The sequence below is a fragment of the Thalassolituus maritimus genome (assembly GCF_900156675.1).
GTDB classification, from domain to species: Bacteria; Pseudomonadota; Gammaproteobacteria; order Pseudomonadales; family Oceanobacteraceae; genus Thalassolituus; species Thalassolituus maritimus.
On record NZ_FTOH01000002.1, the window covers coordinates 171,480 to 196,854 of the forward strand.

At 53.3% G+C, this 25,375-nt stretch carries 22 protein-coding genes; 6 read left to right on the plus strand and 16 right to left on the minus strand.

Annotation, left to right across the window (positions count from 1 at the left end; all coding sequences use genetic code 11):
- Positions 1-2: 2 nt before the first annotated feature.
- Complete coding sequence (locus BW941_RS03595) at positions 3-380, minus strand: DUF423 domain-containing protein (RefSeq protein WP_245820033.1); 378 nt, start codon at positions 378-380, stop codon at positions 3-5.
- Between the two features lie 263 nt (positions 381-643).
- On the opposite strand from BW941_RS03595, the gene BW941_RS03600 reads away from it, so the two are divergent.
- The 4 genes from BW941_RS03600 (at position 644) to BW941_RS03615 (ending at position 7,692) form a co-directional block, all read left to right on the plus strand.
- The gene (locus tag BW941_RS03600) at positions 644-3,874 is read left to right on the plus strand and encodes a beta-propeller fold lactonase family protein (RefSeq protein WP_139325731.1); all 3,231 of its coding nucleotides are present in this window, start codon (positions 644-646) and stop codon (positions 3,872-3,874) included.
- A gap of 294 nt (positions 3,875-4,168) precedes the next feature.
- Complete coding sequence (ubiD, locus tag BW941_RS03605; RefSeq protein ID WP_076514310.1) at positions 4,169-5,647, plus strand: 4-hydroxy-3-polyprenylbenzoate decarboxylase; 1,479 nt, start codon at positions 4,169-4,171, stop codon at positions 5,645-5,647.
- Entirely contained in the window at positions 5,644-6,726 is a 1,083-nt protein-coding gene (locus BW941_RS03610) for a 2Fe-2S iron-sulfur cluster-binding protein (protein ID WP_076514311.1), read from the plus strand. The genes ubiD and BW941_RS03610 overlap by 4 nt, the downstream gene beginning before the upstream one ends.
- Positions 6,727-6,858: 132 nt before the next feature.
- Positions 6,859-7,692, plus strand: coding sequence for a mechanosensitive ion channel family protein (locus BW941_RS03615; RefSeq protein WP_436286947.1), 834 nt, complete (start codon positions 6,859-6,861; stop codon positions 7,690-7,692).
- 55 nt (positions 7,693-7,747) lie between these two features.
- On the opposite strand, the gene BW941_RS03620 is transcribed toward BW941_RS03615, so the two are convergent.
- The 14 genes from BW941_RS03620 to BW941_RS03685 all read right to left on the minus strand — a co-directional run bounded on the left by BW941_RS03620 (position 7,748) and on the right by BW941_RS03685 (position 22,716).
- A complete protein-coding gene (locus tag BW941_RS03620; protein ID WP_076514312.1) occupies positions 7,748-9,658 on the minus strand; it encodes a putative bifunctional diguanylate cyclase/phosphodiesterase in 1,911 nt (636 codons plus the stop codon).
- Positions 9,655-10,254, minus strand: a complete 600-nt coding sequence (locus BW941_RS03625; protein WP_076514313.1) for a heme NO-binding domain-containing protein — start codon at positions 10,252-10,254, stop codon at positions 9,655-9,657. Before BW941_RS03625 ends, BW941_RS03620 begins: the two co-directional genes overlap by 4 nt.
- A 410-nt stretch (positions 10,255-10,664) precedes the next feature.
- Positions 10,665-12,353: a S8 family peptidase gene (locus BW941_RS03630; protein WP_076514314.1), complete on the minus strand. Its 1,689-nt coding sequence runs from the start codon at positions 12,351-12,353 to the stop codon at positions 10,665-10,667.
- Positions 12,354-12,604: 251 nt separating this feature from the next.
- Complete coding sequence (locus tag BW941_RS03635) at positions 12,605-13,045, minus strand: hypothetical protein (protein ID WP_076514315.1); 441 nt, start codon at positions 13,043-13,045, stop codon at positions 12,605-12,607.
- Between the two features lies 1 nt (position 13,046).
- On the minus strand, positions 13,047-13,598 hold the full coding sequence (locus BW941_RS03640; RefSeq protein ID WP_076514316.1) for a flavodoxin: 552 nt from the start codon (positions 13,596-13,598) through the stop codon (positions 13,047-13,049).
- Between the two features lie 142 nt (positions 13,599-13,740).
- A complete protein-coding gene (locus BW941_RS03645; protein WP_076514317.1) occupies positions 13,741-14,187 on the minus strand; it encodes a hypothetical protein in 447 nt (148 codons plus the stop codon).
- Between the two features lie 84 nt (positions 14,188-14,271).
- Entirely contained in the window at positions 14,272-15,447 is a 1,176-nt protein-coding gene (locus tag BW941_RS03650) for a heme biosynthesis HemY N-terminal domain-containing protein (protein ID WP_076514318.1), read from the minus strand.
- A complete protein-coding gene (locus BW941_RS03655) occupies positions 15,444-16,550 on the minus strand; it encodes a uroporphyrinogen-III C-methyltransferase (RefSeq protein WP_076514319.1) in 1,107 nt (368 codons plus the stop codon). The genes BW941_RS03650 and BW941_RS03655 overlap by 4 nt, the downstream gene beginning before the upstream one ends.
- A gap of 39 nt (positions 16,551-16,589) precedes the next feature.
- Positions 16,590-17,366 carry a uroporphyrinogen-III synthase gene (locus tag BW941_RS03660; protein ID WP_076514320.1) on the minus strand — a complete coding sequence of 259 codons (777 nt, stop codon included), beginning with the start codon at positions 17,364-17,366 and terminating at the stop codon, positions 16,590-16,592.
- The gene (gene hemC, locus BW941_RS03665; protein WP_084188591.1) at positions 17,353-18,294 is read right to left on the minus strand and encodes a hydroxymethylbilane synthase; all 942 of its coding nucleotides are present in this window, start codon (positions 18,292-18,294) and stop codon (positions 17,353-17,355) included. The genes BW941_RS03660 and hemC overlap by 14 nt, the downstream gene beginning before the upstream one ends.
- 102 nt (positions 18,295-18,396) lie before the next feature.
- Positions 18,397-19,398 carry a cytochrome d ubiquinol oxidase subunit II gene (gene cydB, locus BW941_RS03670; protein ID WP_076514322.1) on the minus strand — a complete coding sequence of 334 codons (1,002 nt, stop codon included), beginning with the start codon at positions 19,396-19,398 and terminating at the stop codon, positions 18,397-18,399.
- Complete coding sequence (locus tag BW941_RS03675) at positions 19,395-20,744, minus strand: cytochrome ubiquinol oxidase subunit I (RefSeq protein WP_076514323.1); 1,350 nt, start codon at positions 20,742-20,744, stop codon at positions 19,395-19,397. The genes cydB and BW941_RS03675 overlap by 4 nt, the downstream gene beginning before the upstream one ends.
- 209 nt (positions 20,745-20,953) lie before the next feature.
- On the minus strand, positions 20,954-21,670 hold the full coding sequence (locus BW941_RS03680) for a LytR/AlgR family response regulator transcription factor (protein ID WP_076514324.1): 717 nt from the start codon (positions 21,668-21,670) through the stop codon (positions 20,954-20,956).
- Positions 21,667-22,716 carry a sensor histidine kinase gene (locus BW941_RS03685; protein ID WP_076514325.1) on the minus strand — a complete coding sequence of 350 codons (1,050 nt, stop codon included), beginning with the start codon at positions 22,714-22,716 and terminating at the stop codon, positions 21,667-21,669. Before BW941_RS03685 ends, BW941_RS03680 begins: the two co-directional genes overlap by 4 nt.
- A gap of 154 nt (positions 22,717-22,870) precedes the next feature.
- Between BW941_RS03685 and argH the strand changes: the two genes are divergently transcribed.
- Positions 22,871-24,268: an argininosuccinate lyase gene (gene argH / locus BW941_RS03690; RefSeq protein WP_076514326.1), complete on the plus strand. Its 1,398-nt coding sequence runs from the start codon at positions 22,871-22,873 to the stop codon at positions 24,266-24,268.
- A gap of 35 nt (positions 24,269-24,303) precedes the next feature.
- Here the strand turns inward: argH and BW941_RS03695 are convergent, their stop codons facing one another.
- Positions 24,304-24,543 carry a hypothetical protein gene (locus BW941_RS03695; RefSeq protein ID WP_068436887.1) on the minus strand — a complete coding sequence of 80 codons (240 nt, stop codon included), beginning with the start codon at positions 24,541-24,543 and terminating at the stop codon, positions 24,304-24,306.
- Positions 24,544-24,758: 215 nt separating this feature from the next.
- Here BW941_RS03695 and BW941_RS03700 point away from each other — a divergent pair, with 215 nt between their 5' ends.
- The gene (locus tag BW941_RS03700) at positions 24,759-25,352 is read left to right on the plus strand and encodes a putative outer membrane beta-barrel protein (protein WP_175607859.1); all 594 of its coding nucleotides are present in this window, start codon (positions 24,759-24,761) and stop codon (positions 25,350-25,352) included.
- Positions 25,353-25,375 lie beyond the last annotated feature (23 nt).

Below are 25,375 nucleotides of genomic sequence, written 5' to 3' on the forward strand. Positions count from 1 at the left end.
CTTTACTCGCTGTCAGAAGGGGATTGAGGAAGACGGAATGCCGCCAGAATCAGAAACGCCCAGGCAATCAGCCAGCTAACGCCTCCGAACGGTGTAATAACACCCAGAAAACGCTGTCCTGTCATGGCCATGGCGTAAAGGCTACCGCTAAACAGAATCAAACCCAGAGTCATCATAATCGCGCTACGACGGATCCAGGACGCCGGACGCACATACAACCACGCCGACATTGCCAGCAGAACAACCGCATGCATCAGGTGATACAGCACCCCGGTTTCATACGCTGCCATCAATTCTGGCTCTATGACTCCCTTGAGCCCATGAGCACCAAACGCACCGAATGCTACCCCGGTAAATCCAGCCACGGCGGCTGTATTCAAGCAGGCTCTGGCTCGCATTGTCTCTCCCCGGAAAAAAGCTCGATTATAAAGCAGACAGAGACTCAGGTCACAGTATTGACCACCATCGGACAAGTTTTTACACCGCGGCGTACTATGTCCACACAAGACCTTGATCATGTACCCCTGTCGGCCAGTGTGTTACGGATCTCTGTTCTCCCCCGGACACAGCCTCTATCGTCCTTCTCACACTGCGTTTCAATCGCAGTCATAACAATAAAAAAACGACTCATCGGGTAGACCAAATGACGATAACAACAAAAGCTCGCAGGCTGGCGATGGCCCTGACCTGTGGCGCGGGGTTAATAACGACCGCTACAGATGTATCTGCCAGCGTAGAAGGTTACGCAACCAAGAACGGCGATGCCTGGCAGGGTAGCCTTGAACAAGTACTTAAGCTTCAGTTCGTTGCCGATTTCATTGGCAACCGTGGCAATGTAGAACCATTTCTGATTCCCCAGGCAAAGTCGTACTCCATGACGACTTTCCGCAATCAGAGTGTCGCCATCGACTTTCGGGCAAAGCATCTGACGCCAGAAGGCGAGCCAGACAATAATCTCAGCTGGAGCATCGCAGAGGCACCACTTCATGGCCGTCTCGAAGGCACGCCACCTAACGTGCGTTACATCCCGGATGCCGAGTACACGGGCTACGACCGCATTGTATTTAACGTCAGTGACAACCTCGATGGTGACACCAACGGTACCATCGATATTAAGGTGCAGGGTTCTTACACCAACTTTGAATCCGGACAGGTTCGTCCACTGGTTCTGAACTCGGACAACACTCGCCTGTATGCGCTGAATACACCCGACGGCAAACTGGAAGTCTTTGATGTCAGCGGCGAAACACCTGAGCTTCTGCACAGTGTACCGGTGGGTCTGGAGCCCGTTGCAATCGCCTTGCGTAACGACAATGAAGCCTGGGTCGTGAATCACCTGTCGGACAACGTCAGTGTGGTCAAACTGAATGCCGATATCCCGTACGTTAAGAAAACCCTGCACGTCGGTGATGAGCCACAGGATATTGTCTTCGCCGGACGCAACAATGCACGGGCCTTCGTCACCACCGCGCACCGCGGCCAACATTCCCCATCGGATCTGGATGCCATGACACCGGGCACCGACCGTGCGGATGTGTGGGTCTTCGATGCCCCTGACGCTGAAATGGAAAAGGTCATTACCTTGTTTGGTATGGCACCACGTGGTCTGGCAGTCACACCAGACGGCGAAACGGTCTACGCGGCAATCTATAAGTCGGGCAACCAGACCACCACCGCCGCGCATAATTACCGTCTCTGGGGCAAAACCAGCACCTTAAATGGAAAGCCGGGGCCAAACACGGATGCAGACGGTGTCGTCGCCCCGAATACCGGCGTGATCGTCAAGTACGATGGTGAAAACTGGCGTGATGTCTACGGTACCAAATGGGATCATCAGATCTACTTTGAACTGCCGGATTATGACGTATTCAAGATTGATGCGACGGCCTCTGATCCGAAAGCCGTTGGAGAATACAGCGGCGTTGGTAATGCCCTGTTCAATATGACAGTGAACCCGGCTAACGGCGCTGTGTACGTCAGTAATATGGACGCCCGCAACGAACTGCAGTACGAAGGCCACGGCCATCGTAGTGATAAGCAGACCCTGCGCGGACGCTTTATCAAGAACCAGATTACGGTCATCAAAGACGGCAGTGTCACTCCGCGTGAGCTGAACAGCCACCTGCGCGACAGCAACCCGGACGGCTCACCGTCTGAGAATGCCCGCTCACTGGCAATGCCTCTTGAAATGGTCGTGGATAGCGCCGGTGAAAACCTCTATGTCGCCGCGTACAGCTCGTCGAAGATTGGTATTTTCAATACCCGCGAACTGGAAAACGGCAGTTTCACGCCTTCTGAGGCAAACCACATCGAAGTCTCCGGTGGCGGCCCTGCGGGTATCGCGCTGGATGAAGCACGTGATCGCATGTATGTGCTGACGCGCTTCAATAACTCGGTTGCAGTGATTGATCTGAGTGAACGCCGCGAAACTCAGAGCGTTGCCATGTACAACCCAGAGCCGGACTACATTACCGAAGGCCGCCCCTTTCTGTATGACGCACGCTTCAGCTCAGGCCGTGGCGACTCGTCATGCGGCTCCTGTCACCTGTTCGGCGACATGGATGGCCTCGCGTGGGAACTGGGTAACCCGGACGGTGTGACTACGGAAAACCCGCGTGGCTACGTAAACTTCTTTATGGAGATGAACGCCCTGCCAGTGCACCACCCACTGAAAGGCCCAATGCTTACGCAATCCTTCCGTGGCATGGACTTCCAGGGACCTCTGCACTGGCGCGGTGATAAAACCGGTGCCTACCGTGTAGAAGGTGAATCACTGGAACACGCCGCCTTTAAAGAGTTCCGTGGCGCCTTTACTGAACTGCTGGGCCGTGCCGAAGTGCCGACCGAGGAAGAGATGAACAAGTTCGCTGACTTCGTACTGCAGATGCGTTATCCACCGAATCCTAACCGGAATCTCGACGATACCCTGACCGCCGAAGCGGAGTACGGTGCCAATATCTACTTCAATGAGAAGACCACCGGCTTCGAAGCAGAGAGTACAGGCAACGTCGCCATGATTACCTGTAACGACTGCCACGAAGTAGAGCCCGAGATCGAACGCTTCGGCACCTCTACCTTGATGAGCTTCGAAGGCACAGAAACCACGCAGGATATGAAAGTGGCACACCTGCGTAACGTCTACACCCGCGTCGGCATGTTCGGCCTCAAGCTACGGGAGAGAACGTCAACCGCGAAGGAGATGGGGCCACAGGTCACGGGCTTCGGCCTGTCGCACGACGGCGCGATTGATACGCTGGAAAACTTCCTGTCGCTGAATGTATTCCACGTAGATACCCCGGACATTCCGGAAGTTATGGAATTTGTGACTCAGATGCCGACCGGCCTGGCTCCGATTGTCGGCCAGCAGGCAACCTTCAACCTGAGTTCTCAATCTGACGCAGACCTGGTATCGACCATGATGGCTCAGGCACTGGCGCATACCTTTGACAGCAGCGTGCGTAAACAGAAGTGCGACCTGATCGCCAATGGCGTTGTTGGTGGTGAAGAACGCGCATGGCGCTTTGCCGATACCGGTGCCAACGCCGGGTCATTCGTCGATATGAACGGCGACACCAGCAGCTTCAGCCGCCTGCGTTGGACCAGCCTGATTCCGGGCAACAGCATCACCTTTACCTGTGCAGCTCCGGGCAGCGGCGAGCGCCTCGCTTTCGACCGTGACGAAGACGGTATCTACAACCTTGCCGATGCAGAAACGTCTGGTCGTAAGCCAACGTCCGTTCAGTCTCCTGACCCGGACGCTGAGCCGGTACAGGTTGAGCGGGCTGCTGGTGCTTTCTGGCGCGAGGAATCGCAGAAGAACAGCGGCATCTTCCCGGATTTCGACCACTTCTGGGCGTTTGATTTCTTTAATTAACCCCGCCACTCCCTTCTCGAGAGAGGGAGCGGATGGGCCAGTACAAAAATGATTGGGGTACAGCGAGGTAAGCGTATGCGCCAGGACCGGGGCTGTTCCATACAGCCCTCGGCATTTCCGCCATCCTTGGCGGTCAGATGGCGCATCCGAGCGTACAGGGATGTATTTACCGCGTCTTACCGAGCTTTATCCCAATCACTTAAATTCGCCCCTGCTCCTGACTAACCCCACCTCTACTTCCCTCAAGCGAAGCTGTTAGAATGCTCCCCCTGATTCAAACAGTGAGAGCTTCTCGTGAAATACGCAGACCTGCGCGACTTCATCAAGAAACTGGAAAAACGCGGTGAACTGGTTCGTATCAAAGAGCCTGTTGACCCACACCTCGAAATGACCGAACTGGCCGACCGCGTACTCCGCGCTAAAGGCCCCGCTCTGCTGTTTGAAAACCCCAAAGGTTATGACATGCCCGTACTGGCCAACCTGTTTGGCACACCCGAACGTGTGGCGATGGGGATGGGTGAAGATTCCGTTGAGGCGCTGCGCGAAATCGGCAAGCTGCTCGCTTTCCTGAAAGAACCCGAGCCACCCAAAGGCCTGAAAGATGCCTGGTCGAAGCTGCCAATCTTCAAGAAAGTGCTGGCCATGGGCCCGAAAGAAGTGAAAAAAGCGGCATGTCAGGAAATTGTGATTGAAGGCGACGACGTCGATCTTTCAAAGATTCCGGTTCAGCACTGCTGGCCTGGCGACGCAGGCCCGCTAATTACCTGGCCGTTAGTGATTACCAAAGGCCCGCACAAAGAGCGCCATAATCTAGGTATCTACCGCCAACAGGTCATCGGTAAAAATCGCGTGATCATGCGCTGGTTGAGCCATCGTGGTGGCGCGCTTGATTTCCGTGAATGGCAGCAGGAGCACCCGGGTAAACCCTTCCCGGTAACCGTGGCTCTGGGGGCAGATCCAGCGACGATTCTGGGCGCGGTCACTCCAGTGCCCGATACCCTGAGCGAATACGCCTTTGCTGGCCTGCTGCGTGATTCACGCACGGAACTGGTGAAGAGTATCGGCAACAACCTGATGGTTCCGGCGTCGGCTGAAATCGTGCTGGAGGGTGTGATCCACCCAGACGACATGGCCCCTGAAGGTCCGTTTGGTGACCACACAGGGTATTACAACGAAGTGGATCACTTCCCGGTCTTTACGGTTGAGCGTATTACTCACCGCAAAGACCCGATCTATCACAGTACCTACACCGGCCGTCCACCAGACGAACCCGCGATTCTGGGTGTTGCTCTGAACGAAGTCTTCGTGCCGATTCTGCAAAAGCAGTTTCCGGAAATCGTCGATTTTTATCTGCCGCCAGAAGGTTGTTCCTATCGCATGGCGGTGGTCAGCATGAAGAAACAGTACCCCGGCCACGCCAAGCGCGTAATGATGGGGGTCTGGTCATTCCTGCGACAGTTTATGTACACCAAGTTTGTGATCGTGGTCGACGATGACGTCGACACCCGCAACTGGGAAGACGTGATCTGGGCCATTACCACCCGCATGGACCCCGCACGCGACACCACCATGATTGAAAATACGCCCATCGATTACCTCGACTTTGCGTCGCCGGTGTCCGGGCTCGGCTCGAAAATGGGTTTAGACGCGACCAATAAAATGCCGGGGGAAACCGACCGTGAATGGGGTGTACCGATTGCGATGGACGACGACGTCAAAGACAGCGTCGACCAACTGGTCAGGAAAATCGGTAAAGACATTGGTCTGAAATGAGTGATCCGGCCAACCCGAAGGATGGCAGAACGCACCGGATCACTTTTCAGCCGAACGGTGTCACGATTCGCTGCCGCTCTGATCAGACTATTGCCGATGCGGCCCTCGAACAACGTGTCATTCTGCCCGTAAGTTGCGAGAACGGTATTTGTCATGTGTGCATGGGCGAACGACTGTCCGGTGAACTAGGCTTTCGTAATGAGCTGGGCAACCCAATACTTGAGCAGGATAATCAGGTATTATGCTGCGTAGCTTTTCCCAAATCTGACGTTGAGATTGTTATGACCGATGTATTCGCTCCGGACCACAAACAGCCCGCCACACTTGCATGTCAGGTGCAGTCGGTCGAGCTGCTGGCGGATGACGTTTACCGGGTAATACTTCTCGCACCTGCCGGCAAGGCTCCGGACTTCTGGGCCGGGCAGTATCTGATGCTGCACATCGGAAACGACGCAAACGAGGAGCAGCTGCCGTACTCCATTGCTTCTGCTCCAGGCGCGCTCACAGGCAAAGAACCGCGGGAAATTGAGCTGCACATTGCGGCCAACAGCGACAAGGCAAATGAGGTAGTGAACTTCCTGCAGCAAGCCGTCATCGCCCGTATCACTGTTCCTGCCGGCGACTGCTATATAAACCAGCATTTTCTTGATCAACGCAAAGGGCAACCTTTACTCATGGTGGCTGCTGGTTCAGGGTTCTCACAAATCAAAGCTCTGATAGAAGCGACCCTCGCGCTCGACCCTGAGCGCGAGATTCACCTTTATTGGTCGAACCGCGCAGCAGTCGGCTTCTACCTGCCAGAGTTGCCACAAAGCTGGCAGAACAATTTTTCCAATTTCCATTACCATCCTATTATTCAGCAGCACGCCGATGACTGGAATGGCCGCGCCGGCTGGATTTACGAAGTTATCCACGAAGATTTTGACGACCTGACAAACGTTGATATGTTCGCCTGCGGCTCACCTAACATGGTGTTCGGGACCCTCGATCAATTGGAACCTTTAGGCCTGAAAGAGTCCAATATGCATTCCGACGTATTTGCCTACGCCAATCGGGCCGATTTTTCAGCGAACAGTTAAGCCGCAATAAATCTGTCTGATTTGAGCCCCAGAATGTCAGGGCTCGCTTGCACCAGAATGATTTTGGCGCAATGATCTGGCGAACAAAAAGACTTTCATACTCAATACCTCCTCCGGAGTAAGGATTTATTTGTGAATATCAATTGGGAACAACTGAACCTTGATCCACAGCTACTGTGGGCCGATTACATCCTTCCTTGGGGCACCCAGATCGTACTAGCTATTCTGGTGTTCTTTATCGGCCGCATCATCGCCCGTACCGTCACTAACGGGACGCGTAAGGTTATGGAGAAAGCCAGCCTTGAACCTATGCTGGTTAACTTCCTCGCCAATATTATTGGTAGCGTCCTGCTCCTGCTTGTTATTGTCTTCTCGCTATCGCAGTTAGGCGTTGATACCACCTCTCTGGTCGCTCTTCTTGGTGCCGCCGGTCTGGCTGTTGGTCTGGCCTTGAAAGACTCGCTGTCCCACTTCGCTGCGGGTGTTATGTTGATCCTGTTCCGTCCATTCAAAGTGGGTGACTTCTGTGAGCTCGACAATGAAATGGGTACGGTTGAGCAGATCACTATACTGCATACGCGTCTTAAAACGCCGGACAACAAAGTTATTACGATTCCTAACGGCAATGTGTTCTCCAGCACTATGACCAACTTCTCAGAGCAGCCAACCCGCCGCGTCGACATGGTGTTTGGTATTGGCTACGGTTCGGATCTTCTTAAAGCGAAGAAAATCCTGGAAGAAATGTGTGCCGCCGACGAGCGTATTCTGGCCGACCCAGCACCTAAAATTGCCGTCCATGAACTGGCTGATTCGTCTGTGAATATTATCTGCCGCCCATGGGTAAACGCTGCGGACTTGTGGCCAGTGCACTGGGACATGATGGAAAAAGTGAAACTTCGTTTCGATGAAGAAGGCATTGAAATTCCATTCCCACAGGTATCTGTGCATATGGAAAAAGACGACTGATTTATTATCACACTAAAGAAGACCGGCGAATGCGCCGGTTTTTTTATGGCCGCACCTAAACGCGGGCAGGAAGGTTCACAACTCTGCGGCTGTTCAGGTTGTGTTCGATCAATGGTCCCAGCTCGTACTCAGGCAGCGCCCGGCTGAAATAGAATCCTTGAATTGACATCGCACTGATGGCGTTGAGAGCCGTTAGCTCAGCTTCGGTTTCAACCCCCTCTGCCACCACATCCAGCTCCAGCAATCTTGCCAGGCTGACAATGGTTTCAACAATTGCAGCTTTGCTATCCTGCTGCTCAAGGTCTGTAATAAAACTGCGGTCAATTTTTAACACATCAATCGGTAAATGGCGCAGATAGCTTAGCGATGAGTATCCGGTTCCAAAATCATCCAATGCGATCTTGATACCGGCGTTACGTAATTTACTTAGCTCAGTTTTGGCGATATCTATGTTGCCAACAAATACCGACTCGGTGACTTCAAGACGCAGGAACTCCGGGCTAAGCTGATGCTCGTTAAGAAGTCTGAAGACCGTCGATGCAAAACCTTCCGACAGTAACTGCATCGCTGACACGTTCACGCCGATATAAAAGGGCTCGCCGCGCAGCACACCGGCGGTCAGCGACTTCGCCATAGCAATACTCTGCGACAGGATGCATTCTCCCAACTCCCCCATCAGGCCACTCTGCTCTGCTGCGGGAATAAACTCGGCTGGGGATACAGTCCCAACACCGGGACAATCCATACGTGCCAGAGCTTCAAAGCCCACCAGTGCTTTAGTGCGCCCCGCAAATATTGGTTGAAACCAGGGCGCAATACCTCCGTCGCGAATACCGCTGCGGATTTTCTGCTCAATCAACACACGACGAGCACTGACATCCCGGTGCTGCTGATCATAAAAGCAGATTTCGCCTCGCTTCTTGGCGTAGCGCAATGCTGACCAGGCGGCATTGATCATTTCTTCAGCACTGGTGTTTGCCAGCTCAGTGCTTTCCAACGCGCCAATCGCAGTGTTCATCACGTGATCGCCATATGACTGGATTCGGAAAGGCTCAGAAAAACTCGTTGCTATGGCATCGCACTCGGCTTCCATTAGCTGGGTAGGGTCGTCATTGCCACGTACCTGGCCAAAAACAGCGAACGTATTGCCGGAAATCTTAGCCACCACAGAGCGGACATCGACCGTACCTATGAGCCGACGGGACACGTCGTCCTGCAATGTACTCAAGCCAGAATGATCCAGCGACTCGCTGAGTGAATCTAACTGGTGAAAAGCAATCAGAATCAGATAAAAACTGGCGCCTTTATCCATCACATCTTCCATACGCTCACGCAGGAAATGCTCATTAGGAAGCCCCGTGCGCTGGTCTACAAGACGCATACTGGTAATGTCTGTCTGGGTGCCTGCCAACAGGGTAGGCTCTCCATTTTCATCGCGCTGACAGGCTCCGCGACACAGCATCCAGCGGTAGCCGCCCGAAGCATGGCGTATACGATACTCTGCGGTAAGATTATTCTCCCGACCTTCAAGCAAGGCCTTAATCGCCCCCTGAAGGTCAGCACGATCACGAGGATGAACCCGTTGCAGCCAGTGATTCAGATCCTGAGATTCATCGGTCACTGGCTCGCCAACCATTGCATGCCACTTGGGCGAAAACTCAACACGATCCTGATTAAAAAACCAGATCCAGACACCGTCGTCTGAACCAGAAATCACCAGATCGAGCAATTCCGTTCGTTCTTTTACTTTGTGCTCGAGACGATTATTTAATTGCTCAAGCTGGCTCATGTTTCTGCGTACATTTTCCAGCAGAAAATTCACCAGTAGCGATAACTTCTGCCCTTGCACATCGTCGCTGTCGATCGATACGTGCATGTCGAACTTATTATCAACTGTGTCGCAAAGTTGATCCGCAATACTGGCTATTAACGACTGTAATTCGCTGTCACTCCCGGAATAACTCATACCGGAGCTACCGCCATACCTGAAGAGTGTACAGACCTGGGCGTTTGCCAGTTAATCGCGAAACGGCACTCTGCATCACCGCGTTTCATGCAATGCTCACAACTGATCTGTAGTTTTTCTCCATATAAAGATGCCACTTCGTGTGCCAACGCTTTATACAGCTCGCATAGTTTATTCGCCGAACGATAGCTGACCCGAACAAACCCCGGTCGGACCTGTTCGGCAGAGAATTTATCCGTCACGGCTTTTCTGTCTTCACTGGTCTTGAGACCTGAGGCCATCACCGCGTGGATGGTTGCCTGGCGAAGTAAAAATTCTTCTGACGATGACGACATCTCAAAGAAACGTGGGAATAACTCACGGGCACGGGTAAGAAATGCTTTGGCATAAAGAACACACAATTCACTTTCGGACAGCCCTGTCGCCTCACCACTCGCCTGTAGCAAACGATGAAATTCGTCGTCAGAGTAATTCTGGTCAATACGGTAGGTTACGTCTTCAGGTACCTCAGCACGTCTGAGCACATCGGTGACTAACGGAGCGCCGCCAGTTTCCTCCAGCAGGTCCAGTAATACTTTCTGAATGATACCGATCATGAAGGCTCCATAGAGACAGGAGCCAGGAAGCCCCGATACAACATAAGACGAGTTATAAATTTAGTTGTGCTACGCTCGTTAGCAATTGAAAACAAATATTAATAACAGTAACTTACAGACAGCTACAGAACCTGCTGATGGCAGGGTTATTTCGGCCCGACCGACATCGATTTCTCCTGTTAGAGTCAGCGAGCTGGCCTGAATTCCGGCGAGCATTGCCCCGTCGGAAACTGATAAGCCCTCCTCTGAGCAACACTTTCATCTTTGCTAACGACTATGCTTCGCTCGTCATCTTATCGTCGGCTTATTTAAAATAGGCGCTGCCCTGAGCTATTCGAATCAGAATGACAGCAATCTCTTTATGCAACAGAAGGCGGCCGAATGGCCACTCTCCCTGTTGCACTTCTGCTTCACTCTGACTGTTCAATGCCAAAGAAGAGCAGACTGCCGCGAACTCCGGCGGTACTGTCCGTCATTGTCAGCAGATAATCTCCCGGCTGCGCACTGACCAACTGCCCTTCGAGCAGATAGTCATCGCCTTGGCGTCCGGCGACACTAAGGGCTACTTGCTGCCCAGCGGTGCCTGTTAGCCGAACGGACAGATCACTGGCGCGAGCATGGCGGATAACAAGACTGATGGTCACATCAGAGCCCCGATTAATATCATTCAACGAGACACGCGTGGTACCCGAGCGTGTGAAGAAAAAGGAGCGGCGCGCATCATTGATAGCGATATTGGTAGACCCGCCGTAATTAACGACCTGTGGTTCCGGTTCGGGCTCAGGCTGTGCTTCTGGCTCGGACCGCGAACCATTATCGACCGCGAGCACTGCAGCGGTAGCATCCACGATACCTGCACCGCAGCCAGTACAGGTGCCCGGGAAACTGCGTGCGGTCTCAGACAACGCGGTTTCGACTTCAGCAGGAGTCAGGTCTTTATTCACTGAGCGCATCAGAGCAATCACACCGGCCACTACCGGAGTAGCCATTGACGTCCCCTGATACTCAGCATAAGTCCCGCCTTCGCGTCCTTGTCGGCCACGATCAATGGTAGACAATATCCCACCGCCATTACCGCCGCCCGGTGCCGCGATATCAACGACAGAGCCAAAATTAGAATAACTTGCTCTGGTGCCATCGCGCCCAGTCGAAGCAACGGTAATCACATTCTGACAGTTCGCAGGTGTCGCACCACGGGCATCAACGCTGCTGTTACCAGCGGCGACAACTACCGTCGAACCTGCCGCCACGGCCTGGTTAATCGCAGCCTGCATATACGACGTACAACTCCCGGTTCCGCCAAGGCTAAGGTTAATAACATCCGCGGGATTCTGATTAAGCGGAGCACCTGCTACTGGCAAACCTGCCGACCAGACAACCCCATCGGCAATATCAGACAAAGAGCCACCACAGCGACCAAGCGCCCTCACAGGAACGAACTTCGATAGTGGCGCAATACCGGCAATCCCAGTGCCATTATCGGTAACGGCCGAAGAGATACCGGCCACATGGGCTCCGTGCCACGACGAGTCTGAGCTACCACACCCCGAAAACAGACCGGTGTAGTCACCCTCATCGATGGCGTTGCCATCGCGACCATTACCATCACCGGCTGTTGAGCTGTTCGAAATCATGTCGTAGCCCGGCAGGCGGTTCGTATCAAGATCTGGGTGCGGAACATAACCGGTATCAATGACTGCAATGACAGAGCCCTCTCCCTGTGTAATATCGTGGGCATTCTGCGCACTGACACCACCCGCATCTTCGAAGTGATACCACTGGCGACTGTATAGAGCGTCGTTCGGGACAGCCTGCGCTGTGACCCAGATATCCTCTTCCACCCGCTTAACAAAACTCTGCGACCGGATCGCCGCCATAGCAGAGCGGTGCAGAAGTCCTTTCCCCGGTATATCAATAACCAGGTACTGGCCATTCAGCATGCTTCGTTGAATTGCATCTACCGGTAGAACATCAGTGAGTAATTGCTTTGAATGAGCGACAGAAGGGTCTATTTCAACGACATATTGCTTCGCTGAAGCAATGTCCGAGGCAGCCGCTGCCAGAAAGGCAAGCGGTAACGATTTCTTCAGGTGTTTCAATCCGGGGCCCTCGATCAGGTAATAAAAACATTCAGGCCATCACTTCACATCGCTGTAGTCTGGCCTTCGGGTTTTCAAAACTATCGATTCGGGCAATTAATTTACTAAAGAATTATTGTGTTAAATTGCATCTATTAATGTAACCAGTTTGTACCCCGGTTAAATAACCATGTTTCTCTCATTCTTTAGAATTATTTTGGAGAATTATTCCCAATTTACTCTGTATTTTCTGAGATCAAACAGATACTAATTCAGTGCAGCGCTTCACGTCGGACAGGACTCAGCGACAGTTTCTGCCAAAGAGATTTCTCTGCCGTACTCAAGTCGCCAAAAGTAAGTTCACGGAGTAATGCCAGGCTTTCATTACAGAATGTTCTGACCGAAAGTTGTCCCAACTGATCCAACACTCTGCTGAACAGAAAGCGGCAGCTTTGCTGATCTCCGAGGCGACGAAAGGCAGCCATCATCTGAGCTGCTGCATCCAGATAATGCTGCTGGGCTTTCTTGTCCGGATTCCTCGACAACTCCAGCTCAGCAATTTCAACCGCATTACCAAAACAGACTGTCGCCCTTTGCCACTGCCGTCCAGCCATAGCTTCACAGCCCATGGATGTCGCTCGCAGCCAGCCAGGCTGCAGCTCAGATGGGTTATCCATTAACCACTGGCGATGACCGTCACACATGTATTTCATATCAGGCCGCCGCCAATGCATCGTATTCGCTGATAATCTGAGCTACCCATTTTTCAACGCGGGCATCGGTCAGTTCGAACTGTTGGTCTTCATCGATGGCCAGACCACAGAAAAGCGTCTTATCCTCGTTGACGGCCCGTGATGCCTCAAACTCGTATCCTTCGGTCGGCCAGTAGCCAATAAAGCGCGCCCCGGCTTTTTGCAGATGTTCCTGTAACCACCCCATCGCATCGAGGAAAAAATCACCGTAGCCAAACTGGTCGCCCAGCCCGTAAAGGGCGACGGTTTTGCCCGACATATCCAGAGCCTGAATCATGTCTTCGACATCTTCCCAATCGACCTGAATGCCACCGAAATCCCATGTGGGAATCCCCATGATCGTGAGGTCGTAGCCTTGCAGCTGCTCGGGCTCAGCATCCGTGATGTTAATCAATTCAGCAAGGATTCCCGCGCTTTGCAATTGTTCGGAAATCTTCTCTGCTACGTCCTCTGTATTCCCGGTATCTGTGCCGAATACGATACCGACAGATGCCTGACTCAATGTTGAACCCATGTGTGACTCGCCTCTGAAAATTATTAATGCGAATCATTATCGTTATATTATGAAGAAAGGCAATACTCTTCCGCTGTTGGAGTTTGCAGAAAAGTAAAGAAGAGATCGCGCAGCGAAAAAAGGTCAGGCGTTACCAGCCGCTTTAGCGGCGTGGTTTCGGTTTGAATGCCGACATGATGGCCAGAGGAATGGTCAATGCCAGCCAGATGACAAGCGAAGTGATAAAATATGAGATCTGTAATTCAGCAAACAGATTCGACTGGAGCACGATCTGAAAGACCCCGTATAACGCCATACCACCAAAATAGAACAGGCCAAAAACCAACCAACCGGGCAGGCCGCTGGTGCCGGTTCTGACGATCTTACCTGCGATTTTCACAGAGAGATCCATGAAGAAGTATAACCCCATCACAGTCAGCGTAATCGCAATAGCATGTCGCAGAGGACCATCCCAGTAGGTTTCGGTATCCGCCGCCGCAGAGACATCGCCCCCGGCATACAGTGAGTAAGCTCCACTCAGGATGGTGAACAAACCCGTCAGTATGGTGAGGTAGTCGGCAAGCGCCGAGCGATGTGGCATATCATTCATAACATCCCCCTGATACCAATCCGGCGGCTCGAGGCCGCCGGTTGTTATTATTTTATGTGCTGGTGTCGCGCAGCGAGCGTGGGATCAGTGACCCAGAGCCAGCTGGAAGTGTTCACAGGCCAGCGTCTCATCGCCTTCGGCCAGCATGACCTTACCCATTTCAGCGTGTAGCTCGGCCAGACCTTTGATACTCAGGCCGGTCTGCAGATACTCGCGGGCTTTTTCCAGATCATTCACACGCAGCGCCAGACGACCGAGTGTCAGTAACAGGAGCGGATCATTAGGGCGCTCTTTCAGCTGCTGCTCAGCAAACAACAGCTGCTTGCTGGCGTCTTTACCTTTTAGGCGACCGAAGATTTCTACCAGCTCGTCGTGCCAAACGTGCTTAAGGCCTTCACGCAGCGCTTCTTCTGCTTTCTCTTCCTGCTCGGTCTCAAGCAGAAGATCGATGTATGACTTCATCACATCGCTGGTGTAACGCACGTCGCGGCCGAGACCATCAAACGTTGCTGTCAGGCCCTGTCCACCATTTGCATGGCGGGCGCGGTCGAGCAGTTGCAGAGCAACGTTGCGCTCCAGCTTACGCAACTCTTCATCCGGAATTTTGGTCGCTTTACGCAGGGTTGGCAGAAGCTCATTCAAAGCAACCCAGTCTTCGAGATCCTGCAGCGTTTTTACCAGCAGTTTCAGCAGATAGGCGTGACGCGGATGCTTTTCACGCAGGCTGATCAGCACGGCCAGCGCCTGCTCGTTCTGGTTACGCGATTGCAGCAGCTGTACCTGAGTAATACCCACCGCCAGGTCTGAGCCTTTGGTGCTCAGGCTTGCCTGCTTGAGCCATTCGTCTGTTGCTTCTGACTTATCCTGCTCGTAAGCAGCACGGGCAGCCGCCAGATAGTTAATCAGAGGTTGATCAGAATCTTTAGCACTGCTTGTCAGGTTACGTTCGGCACGGCGCCACTGACCCTGTGCAAGAGCGAGCAGGCCTCGAGTAGTCTGGCGACGGGCACGCAAACTACGACGACGCTGACGCCATTCATTGAAACGACGGTCACTGCCAAACAACACCAGAAGCGCACGCAGCACAATGTACACGGCCAGCAGCGCAATCGCGCCCAGAACTAAGAACATCCACAAGCTGGTTTCTACGGTGTAGTTTTCCCAGCTAAGCATGACATAGCCAGCATCAATATATACGAATGCGCCAACGCCGATGGCACCGGCCGCAATCAGCAACAGGAAAAGAACGATCAGTCTCATGCGTCCTCCTCCGTACCGGCCTCTTCAGCCTCATCCACGTTGGTTTCTGTTGGCTGAACCGTGCCATTGCGGCGCTGCTCTTCAACCAGTTTCTGCAACATCAGAAGTGACGCAGTGATATCCGGACGCTCAGGAGCCACTTCCCACGCCTGCAGTTCAGACAAGGCAGCACGGGCCGCACGAGTACGTGCATCTTCAATAACCAGATAGGCATCTAACCACTCTGAGACGCGCTGAAGGCTGTGCTCATACAGTTCGGTCTGTTCACGCAGAAGTGCAATCTGAGCCTGTTCCAGCATCAGGTGCATGTTCTGCTGCAGGTAATACTGCTGATCGGGCGTCAGTGGCGCCGCGATTGGCTCGTCACGCTCACGGATACGCACCATACGGATCACGTTATCTCTGACTGTATACCAGAGGTTCCAGTACCAGGTCTGCTCATCCAGAGTGAGTGGCTCTTCTTCAGCAACAGGTTCGGCAATCAGTTTTTCTGGCATCCATGGCAGCGCCGTTACCTGCTCCTGCAGAGCCTGCAGGCGGAAGATGGCACCCACACGATCAACGGCGGGCACGGCACGCAGAGCCATCAGCTCACGGGCAATCTGAGCACGGACTTTATCAAAACGCGGGTTACGCGTTTCAATGATGACGTTGTCTGCTGCGGTCAGCATGCTGATCGCACCCTCCCAGTCACGCTCTAGCTCAAGGCGCTGACTGGCAAGGCGCAGCAGGTATTCTGCTTCAGCCAGTAGCCAATCCTGACGCTCTGCACCCGGCAGTTTACCCAGGCGCTCTGTGTTATGAGCCACCTGGGCCGCAAGGTTCTGAGACGCAGTATTCAATGCTTCTGCGCGCTGCATCAATGTTGTTTCACGCGCGTTGCTGGCTTCAATTTTCTGCAGTGCAGTATTGAGGCGATCAGTCAGTACCGCAGTTTCAGCGGTTGCAGCCTGTTGCTGCTGCCAGCCGAAAAAGCCGGCCGCGCCCGCCAGAGCAAACAGGATGATGATCAGGAGCAGGTTAAACCAGGAAAGCACATTGGAACTGCGCTTTTCTTTCTGTCCCTTATCAGCCGGGGCGTTAGTCTGTTGTTCGTTGCTCACGGTGAATTTCCTTCTGAAATTGGCCTTAACGGCGAAATCTTAACGGCCTGCGGCAAACCGCGCGCGCAGGCTGTGCAAAGTATCTTCATTACGGGCGCTGGCCGCAACCACCACGTCAGTGCAGCCATGCTGTCTGGCGTAAGTAGCCACTCGCTCACTTGGCACTATGATGGTGCTTACCCGAGTCGCAATATCTGGTATCTGTTGTTGTGCAATATCGAGCGCCTGCCCACTGCTTAGCAGCAATACTGGAGCACCTTGTAAGGTTTTGTCCCAGTCGGCTTCTGCCCATTCAATCTGCCGACGTTCATAGAGCTCGGCGTAATCGACACGGGCTCCCCGGTCACGCAGAACCGATGCCAGGGCTTCCCGACCGCCGACTCCGCGCCAGATGAGTATTTTCTCACCCTCGACCTGCTGTAACGATGGCAGCGCGAGTACCCCTTCACTGTCGTATCGGTCAACCGGCATTTCCATATCTACGCCATACTCCCGATACACTGCGGCGGTCGTCGGCCCTACCGCATACCAGCGCAGCCCAACAGGCATCTGAGGCCAATAGGCATCCATCCAGCTGAACCCCGCCTCAGCGGCATTCTGACTGATCGCGATGACGGCGTCGTAGTGGTCTATATCGAGGATTTTCTGACGACAGGCACGTGAAGCGGCGCTGTCATCATCTTCAAATCGGCGAATATCAATCAAAGGGTGATGGCGAACCTCAAAGCCGAGCTCCGCCACAGAGCTGATCAATTCACTGGCTTTGTCCGCAGGTCGCGTTACTACAACCGGCGGCAACGGCTCAGTGAACGTCATGACCGTATACAGCGCGCAGGATATCACCCGCACCCTGCGCCAACAGGTCTTCTGCTGCCTTTATCCCCAGTGCTTCGGCATCTTCTGGTGCCCCCCGGAGCTCGGTGCGCAGCATTTGCTGGCCGTCTTCGCTACCCACCAGGCCACGTAGCCACAATTCATCACCATCAATGATGGCGTAACAAGCGATGGGGACCTGACAGCCCCCTTGCAGGCGACGGTTCATGGCACGTTCCGCCAGCACGCAGTGTGCGGTTACTTCGTGGTGCAGTGGCGCGAGCAAGGCATGAATGTCTTTATCAGCACTGCGCCACTCAATTCCAAGGGCGCCCTGTCCACCCGCTGGCAGTGATTCTTCTGCCGGCATGAATGCGGCAATGCGCTCATCCATTTCCATACGCAGCAGACCCGCCGAGGCGAGAATGATGGCATCGTATTCACCAGCATCCATCTTACCCAGACGCGTCTGTACGTTGCCGCGCAGACTCTTGACTTCAAGATCAGGGCGTCGCTCTTTTGCCTGACAGCCACGGCGCAGACTGGATGTACCGAGCACAGCCCCCTCTGGCATCTCGGCCAGAGTCTTGTATTTATTTGAGACGAACGCATCCAGAGGGTTTTCGCGATCGCAGATCACACCGAGTTCAAGCCCTTCCGGAAACTCCATCGGCACGTCTTTCATTGAATGCACAGCGATATCCGCCCGCCCGTCGAGCATGGCGTTTTCAAGCTCCTTTACGAACAACCCTTTGCCACCGATTTTCGCCAGAGGCACATCCAGGATTTTGTCCCCTTGAGTGGTAAATGTAACCAACTCAACCTCCAACCCCGGATACAGCGCTTCCAGGCGGGCCTTAATGTGTTCAGCCTGCCACATGGCCAGTGGGCTTTTGCGGGTCGCAATGCGGAGTAAAGATGGTGTCGGCATGATGTCCTCGAACCTGAAACTGTGCATTTATCAGGCGCGGATAATATCAGGAATTGCGACAGGCTGCCTGCCACCCCAAGGACTATCCTTACAAGGATGCTCTCAATCGTAGGTCAGGTCCCTCGCCTTGCCGTGAAAGACCCGGTAGGCAAACACGGTGTAACCCGCAATCACCGGCAATACGAAAGCCGCTCCATAAAACATGATTAGCAACGAATCCCTTGATGCCGCACTGTCGTAGAGAGTCATCACACCGGGAACGGTGTAAGGATAAAAGCTGTAAGCTAAACCGACAAAGCAGAGAACAAAGAGCATCGCTGTAAGCTGAAACGGACGACGATAGTAGCGATCGTCAGGTAAGGGCATTACCTTGAGCAGCCGGTGCAACGCCAGAATTGAAAGAGCCGTCAATACGGGGATAGGTACGAGGTACCAGACTTCCGGCTGACTGACCCAACGTTCAAATATTCGCTCACTGACATACGGCGTCGCCAGTGATATCAACGCAATACCCGCTGCGGTCAGCCACACCAGGGGGCGGGCCAGGCGAACGGCGCGGGCCTGTAACATTCCCTCTGTTTTCATAATCAGCCAGCACGCACCGATCAGCGCGTAACCTGCTGCAACGGCCACAGCCGTAAGCAATGAAAAAACCAGAGTCTCGGTATTATTCTCAAACCCCATGATGTACTGCCCGAGCATGTAGCCCTGAGTCAGCGCTGCAACCGCAGAACCAATGACAAAACAGGAGTCCCACAGTGCCTTGTGAGAAGACCTGGCCTTAGCCCTGAAGTCGAAAGATACCCCCCGCAGAATCAGAGCAATCAGCATAATAGTCGCGGGTATATAGAGCGCTGTCAGCACGTAGCCATGGGAAGAAGGAAAAGCCACCAGCAGAATACCGACCGCGAACACCAGCCATGTCTCGTTAGCGTCCCAAAAGGGTCCGATGGATGCAATCATCCGGTCCTTTTCTTCCTTCTGCGCAAGAGCCATCAGCATACCGACACCCAGGTCATATCCATCGAGGATGACATAGAGAAGGATAGATAAGCCCATAATGGCTGCGAACACCATTGGCAGCCAGTCGTAGTCAAAGTTCATACTTCTCCCTCCGGCAGGTTCATCGACACTGGGGCCTCGTTGTCCTTGTGCCCAGCTCGCCTCGCCATGTAAAACACAGTAGAAATGAACGCGATCAACAATAGAACGTAGATTAATACGTAGGCAATGAAGGTACCTGCCATGGTTACTCCTGAGTGATGAGCAACAGCATCTTCTGTCAGTAAAACCCCCTGAACCAACCACGGCTGGCGACCAATTTCGGTGGTATACCAACCTGCAACGGTGGCTATCCAGCCAGAGAAGGTCATTGCCACCAACACCCGGGCCGTCCAGACCGCGGGGGCTTTATGCCGCTGAAGTTGCCAGGCTGCCAACCATGACACGATCAGCATCAGAACACCGACAGCGATCATAATTCTGAAAGAGAAAAAAAGAGGTGCCATCGGAGGGTGAGTTTCGAAGCTGTTCAGCCCTCGCACCTCACCCTCAGGGTCATGAGTAAGAATCAGGCTGGCAAGACCCGGCACTGCAATCTCGAAATGATTAGTTCTCTCTTCTTCGTCTGGTATCGCAAAAATACGCAGAGCTGCGCCACGCTCGGTTTCCCAGAGCCCTTCCATCGCCGCAATTTTTTCAGGCTGATGCTCAAGAGTGTTCAGACCGTGCAGATCGCCGGCCAGGATCTGCAGTGGGATAAGAATTGCTGCAAGCCAGGTACCAGTCTTCAGCGCCACAATAACACTGGTTTCACGGTCTCCCCTGAGCCAGCGGTATGCGCTCACGCCTGCGACCAGAAACGCTGCTGTAAGACCCGATGCGAGGAGCATATGAACCAGACGGTAGGGCATAGATGGGTTGAATATAATGGATAGCCAGTCAGTGGCATAAGCAACCCCATCGCGCATTTCGAATCCCGCTGGCGTATGCATCCAGCTATTGAGTACCAGAATCCAGAACGCCGACAAAGTAGTCCCAATCGCTACCAACAAAGTAGCTAAGGTGTGAACCCGCTCAGAAACACGACGACTGCCAAAAAGCATAATTCCGAGGAACACGGCCTCCATGAAAAAGGCGGTCAGAATTTCGTAGGCAAGTAAGGGGCCGGCAATATTCCCGACACTCTCCATGAAGCCCGGCCAGTTAGTACCGAATTGAAAAGACATCGTGATGCCAGACACAACTCCCAGCGCGAAACAGAGCGCAAAGACTTTAACGAAAAAGCGATAAGCGCCCATCCAGTGGTCCGCGCCGGAATATCGATAGCGAAGTTTGAAATAAACCAGTAACCAGCCAAGCGCAATGGTGATGGTTGGAAATAGAATATGAAAAGTGATGTTGGCAGCGAATTGAGCACGAGCCAGAACAAATGGATCAGAGAATTCCATAGAACCTCCCAAGAGTATTTTCTGAACAGAGGTCACTGGATCACCACTGTTCGCAAAACACTCATGAGCGTATTTTACCGCGCCCAGACAAACAGCAGTGGAAAAAGTGGCGTATGGAAACGTCGTATTTTGTCAGGTGCTGGGTTCTCAGTGCTTGTTTTATCAACGGTCGATAAGAACAGCGGCTCTGAGAGGGTTGCCGTGCGCCTTCAGCAGCCGCGCAAGTGCTTCTTCACCCCCGGCGCGTGCCGACGGCTGACGGGCAAGGGGTGATCGCTCCCGCGTAGCCACAAGACAACACCGTCATCCGTGTTTTCAAGTCGCTGAACACGATCGGACGCAACCAGATAGCTGCGGTGGATTCGCATAAACCGCTGCGGGAACTCTTCTTCCAGTTGCTTCAGTGAATCATCTATCAGGGTTTCTCCGTCAGCATGGTGCATACTGACATACTTCTGGTCTGCGCTGAAAAACAGCACATCATCAACCGGAGTTAACACTAAGCCCTGTGACGTACGTGCGCTGATATGTGTCCGCGCAGCTGGGCCTGCCACCTGCCGGCTCAGACGCTCCGCCGCGCGACTCAGCGCCCGGATAAGATCTTCTTTGCGGATGGGCTTCAGCAGATAATCCGCAGCATCGACGTCGAAAGCCGCCAGCGCATGATCATCATAGGCGGTGCAGAATACGATGACAGGCGGATTAGCCAGCGACCTGATTTTCTCTGCGGCCTGCAAGCCATCGAGGCCGGGCATCTGAATATCAAGCAGAACCAGATCTGCCCTGAATTGCGATAACCAGTCTACCGCCGCCTGTCCATCTCCTGCCTCAGCGATACAGGCAAAGTCTTTATGCTCATCGAGAAGACGTTTCAGGCGCTGGCGCGCAAGTGGTTCATCATCGACCACCAGAACGCGGTAACTCATACTCTATCCCCATTCTCTGGTATCAGGATTCGTGCCTCGTAGCGATGTCCCTGATCCTCTACATTAAGTGTGGCACCTTCACCGAAAAGCGCCTCCAGACGTGCGCGGATATTCTGGTGAGCGATACGGTTGCCACTGGACTCAACGGACTCACTACTTTTGCTGTTACTGATCTGCAGCAACCAGCCTTTAGCCATTTGAGTCAGCGACACCCTGATGTCTCCCTGCGCCACAACTGGCTGAATGCCGTGATAAACAGCGTTTTCAAGTAAGGGCTGCAGAATCAATTGTGGCACCCGAATATCTGGCAAAACGTGAGGAAGTTCCCATTCCACCAGCATCCGGTCGCCTAATCGTGTCTGTTCAATATCAAGATACCCCTGCCCAAGTTTGATCTCTTCTGCCAAAGAAGTCGTTTCTTCGCTTCCACGTAAAACCGCGCGGAAAAGCTGTGCCAGCTCAAGCAGCATCTGCTCCGCTTTTTCAGGGTCTATGACGATTAGAGAAGCAACGGTGTTGAGGGTATTAAAAAAGAAATGCGGACGGATATTTGCCTGCAAGGCCGCAAGACGAGCCCGAAGTTCAGCCTGAGTCTGCAAGCGCCACTGGCTCTGCACGTAAAAATAGCGCATCGCCATCGCCGAAAAAATTGCGCTGACCAGTTGGTTGCGGGCAACCCAGTACCAATCCAGCGAGGGCTGAATTGCAGGTAAGAAGGTTTCACCCAACAGGCTGATACACAAGGTCACCAGCTGAATAATGAGCAGGGCTACCGTTGACGCTGCCCACACGGGAAGCCGGGCAAGCTGGCCACGAGCCTGACAGAGCAACGCCACAGACACTAAGGCCACCCACTGTACAAACAGCGAAACCAGCCCGAAGCGCACCCCCGAGAAACCCTCAATGCCACTCTCAATCAACGTCAGTGCCAGTACCAGTGCCTCGCTGACAATCAGCAGAATCAGTACTGCCCTGGCATTGCACAGGTCGGGGAGAAAGAAGCCGTCGAGCAGCTCGTCCTGCGAATGAGTTTGTTTGTCCTTCACATAAATTCCTGTTTCAGTACCGCCAATGCACTCTCAGAGTCTCGCCGCATTCAGCCCCGTCGTAAAGGGCCTAAGCCCCGGTATGAACGCAAAGCCGCAAAGGCTATAATCCCGCCTTCTTTCAATTCAACGAATGTCCGATCAGAGGTGCCTGATGACCGACCAATCCACAAACGCTTCCTGGGGAGGCCGCTTTTCTGAAGCGACCGACGCCTTTGTCGCCCGCTATACCGCCTCTGTGGAGTTTGATCAGCGCATGTACCGCCAGGACATCCAGGGCTCTGTCGCGCATGCGACCATGCTGTGCAAGGTAGGTGTTCTGACTGAGCAGGAACGCGACGACATCATCAATGGCCTGAACGAAATTCAGAGCGACATTGAAAATGGCAAATTCGAGTGGTCCATCGCACTTGAAGACGTGCACATGAATATTGAAGCCGCCCTGACGGCCAAAATTGGTATTACCGGTAAGAAGCTACACACTGGCCGCTCCCGTAACGACCAGGTAGCGACGGACATCCGTCTGTACATGCGTGATGAGATCGACGTTATCTCTGCCGAACTGACGCGCCTCCAACAAGGTCTGGTCGAGCTGGCAGAGCGTGAAGCCGATACCATCATGCCGGGCTTTACTCACCTGCAGACTGCACAGCCAGTGACTTTTGGTCATCACCTGCTGGCCTGGAACGAGATGCTTGAGCGTGATTACGCCCGCCTTCAGGACTGCCGCAAGCGCGTAAACCAGATGCCACTGGGCGCTGCTGCACTCGCTGGTACGACGTATCCCATCGATCGTCATTACACTGCCGAGCTACTGGGCTTTGAAGCACCGACCGAGAACAGTCTCGATTCCGTCTCTGACCGTGACTTCGCCATCGAATTTACCAGCGCAGCGTCTCTGATCATGATGCACATGTCGCGCTTCTCTGAAGAACTGGTGCTGTGGGCGTCTGCTCAGTTCCAGTTTGTCGATCTGCCTGACCGCTTCTGCACCGGCTCATCCATCATGCCGCAGAAGAAAAATCCGGACGTACCTGAACTGGTGCGTGGTAAAACTGGTCGCGTGTATGGCCATATGATCAGCTTGCTGACCCTGATGAAGTCACAGCCACTGGCCTACAACAAAGACAATCAGGAAGACAAAGAGCCACTGTTTGATACCGCAGACACTCTGCGTGACTCACTGCGCGCATTTGCCGACATGGTTCCACACCTGCAGGCGAAGAAAGAGTTTATGCGTGAAGCGGCCATGCGCGGTTTCTCTACCGCCACGGACCTTGCTGACTATGTAGTTCGTAAGGGTATCCCGTTCCGTGATGCCCACGAAATTGTCGGTAAAGCGGTCGCTTACGGTCTGGAAACAGGGAAAGATCTGAGCGAAATGACGTTGGAGGAGCTGAAGCAGTTCTCCAATGAGATCTCTGACGATGTATTTGACGTCCTGACGCTGGAAGGCTCAGTAGCCGCCCGTGACCACATTGGCGGAACCGCGCCTGACCAGGTGCGTGCAGCGGCCGGCAGAGCACGCCAGAAGCTGTCTGCTCGCGGCTAAGCGTAACGTTCAGTTGAAAGGAAAAGGGTAGCTGATCAGCTGCCCTTTTTTTTGAACCAACCCGGTACGTTATTGACCGACACAAAGCGGAATACCAGTACCGCGTGCACCAGACCAATAATCAGCCCCATACCCATTTGCCCGGTTTCCATCAGCTCCCAGACCAGCATTGGCAGAGTCAGAATCGGAAACCACGCGATGTAGCGAAAAAAAACACGCTCAAATCGCGTCGTAGGCAGATCCTGTTTACTCATATCCTGTTTCTGCGTCGTCATACAATACCTCCATCAGAAGCCCAGCTTGGCACCACGACCAGTCTCTGCCTATTAGAGGAAAGTCGAATAAGGTTTGACTTCCTTAGCCAACATGGCGCGAGGAGCGCTTTATTTCGTAACACTTATTCCGGCATACTCCCGCTGCCCTTTCCCTAGGGCGAGGAAACAGGCCCGGCCAGGCGGGCTCGGCCTGTACACAAAACATGGAGAAAAAAATGAAAAAACTTACCCTTGCTGCTGCGCTGTCTGCACTGGTACTCACCCTTCCTGCAACTGCAAAAGATCTACCTCAGGGCACGATCGCTGTATCAGGCACTACTAATGGTGAGCTCGGATTCACAACCACTGAAATTGATGAGTTCGATGCTGAGTACGATACAACAGTACTGAATATTAACCTGGATGCGCGTTACTTTATCCAGGACAACATCGCAATTGGGCTTGGCTATTCTCTCGACAGCACTGAAACAGAATACGAAGGTGGCTTTGAAGAGGAAGATACGACTGTTTTTCTATCGCCGGGGGTATTTTATAACCTTTCGCTTGATGAAGAGAACTCGGTTATTCTTGGCGCCGAATTCGGATTTGGGTCCCAAGAGATTAGCGAAACTGGCGAAGACGACATCGAACTCGATATGACCGGCTTCTCATTCAGAGCCGAATACAATCATTTTATTAATGACTTTGTCGCGCTCAATGCCGGTGCTGCTTATACAATCCTGACCCTGGAAGAAGACTCGACAGGGATTGAAGCTGACACCTCTGGTCTGTTCTTTGGTTTTGGTATTTCTGTTTACCTGTCTAACTAACAGGTTACATTATTCAGCAGCCA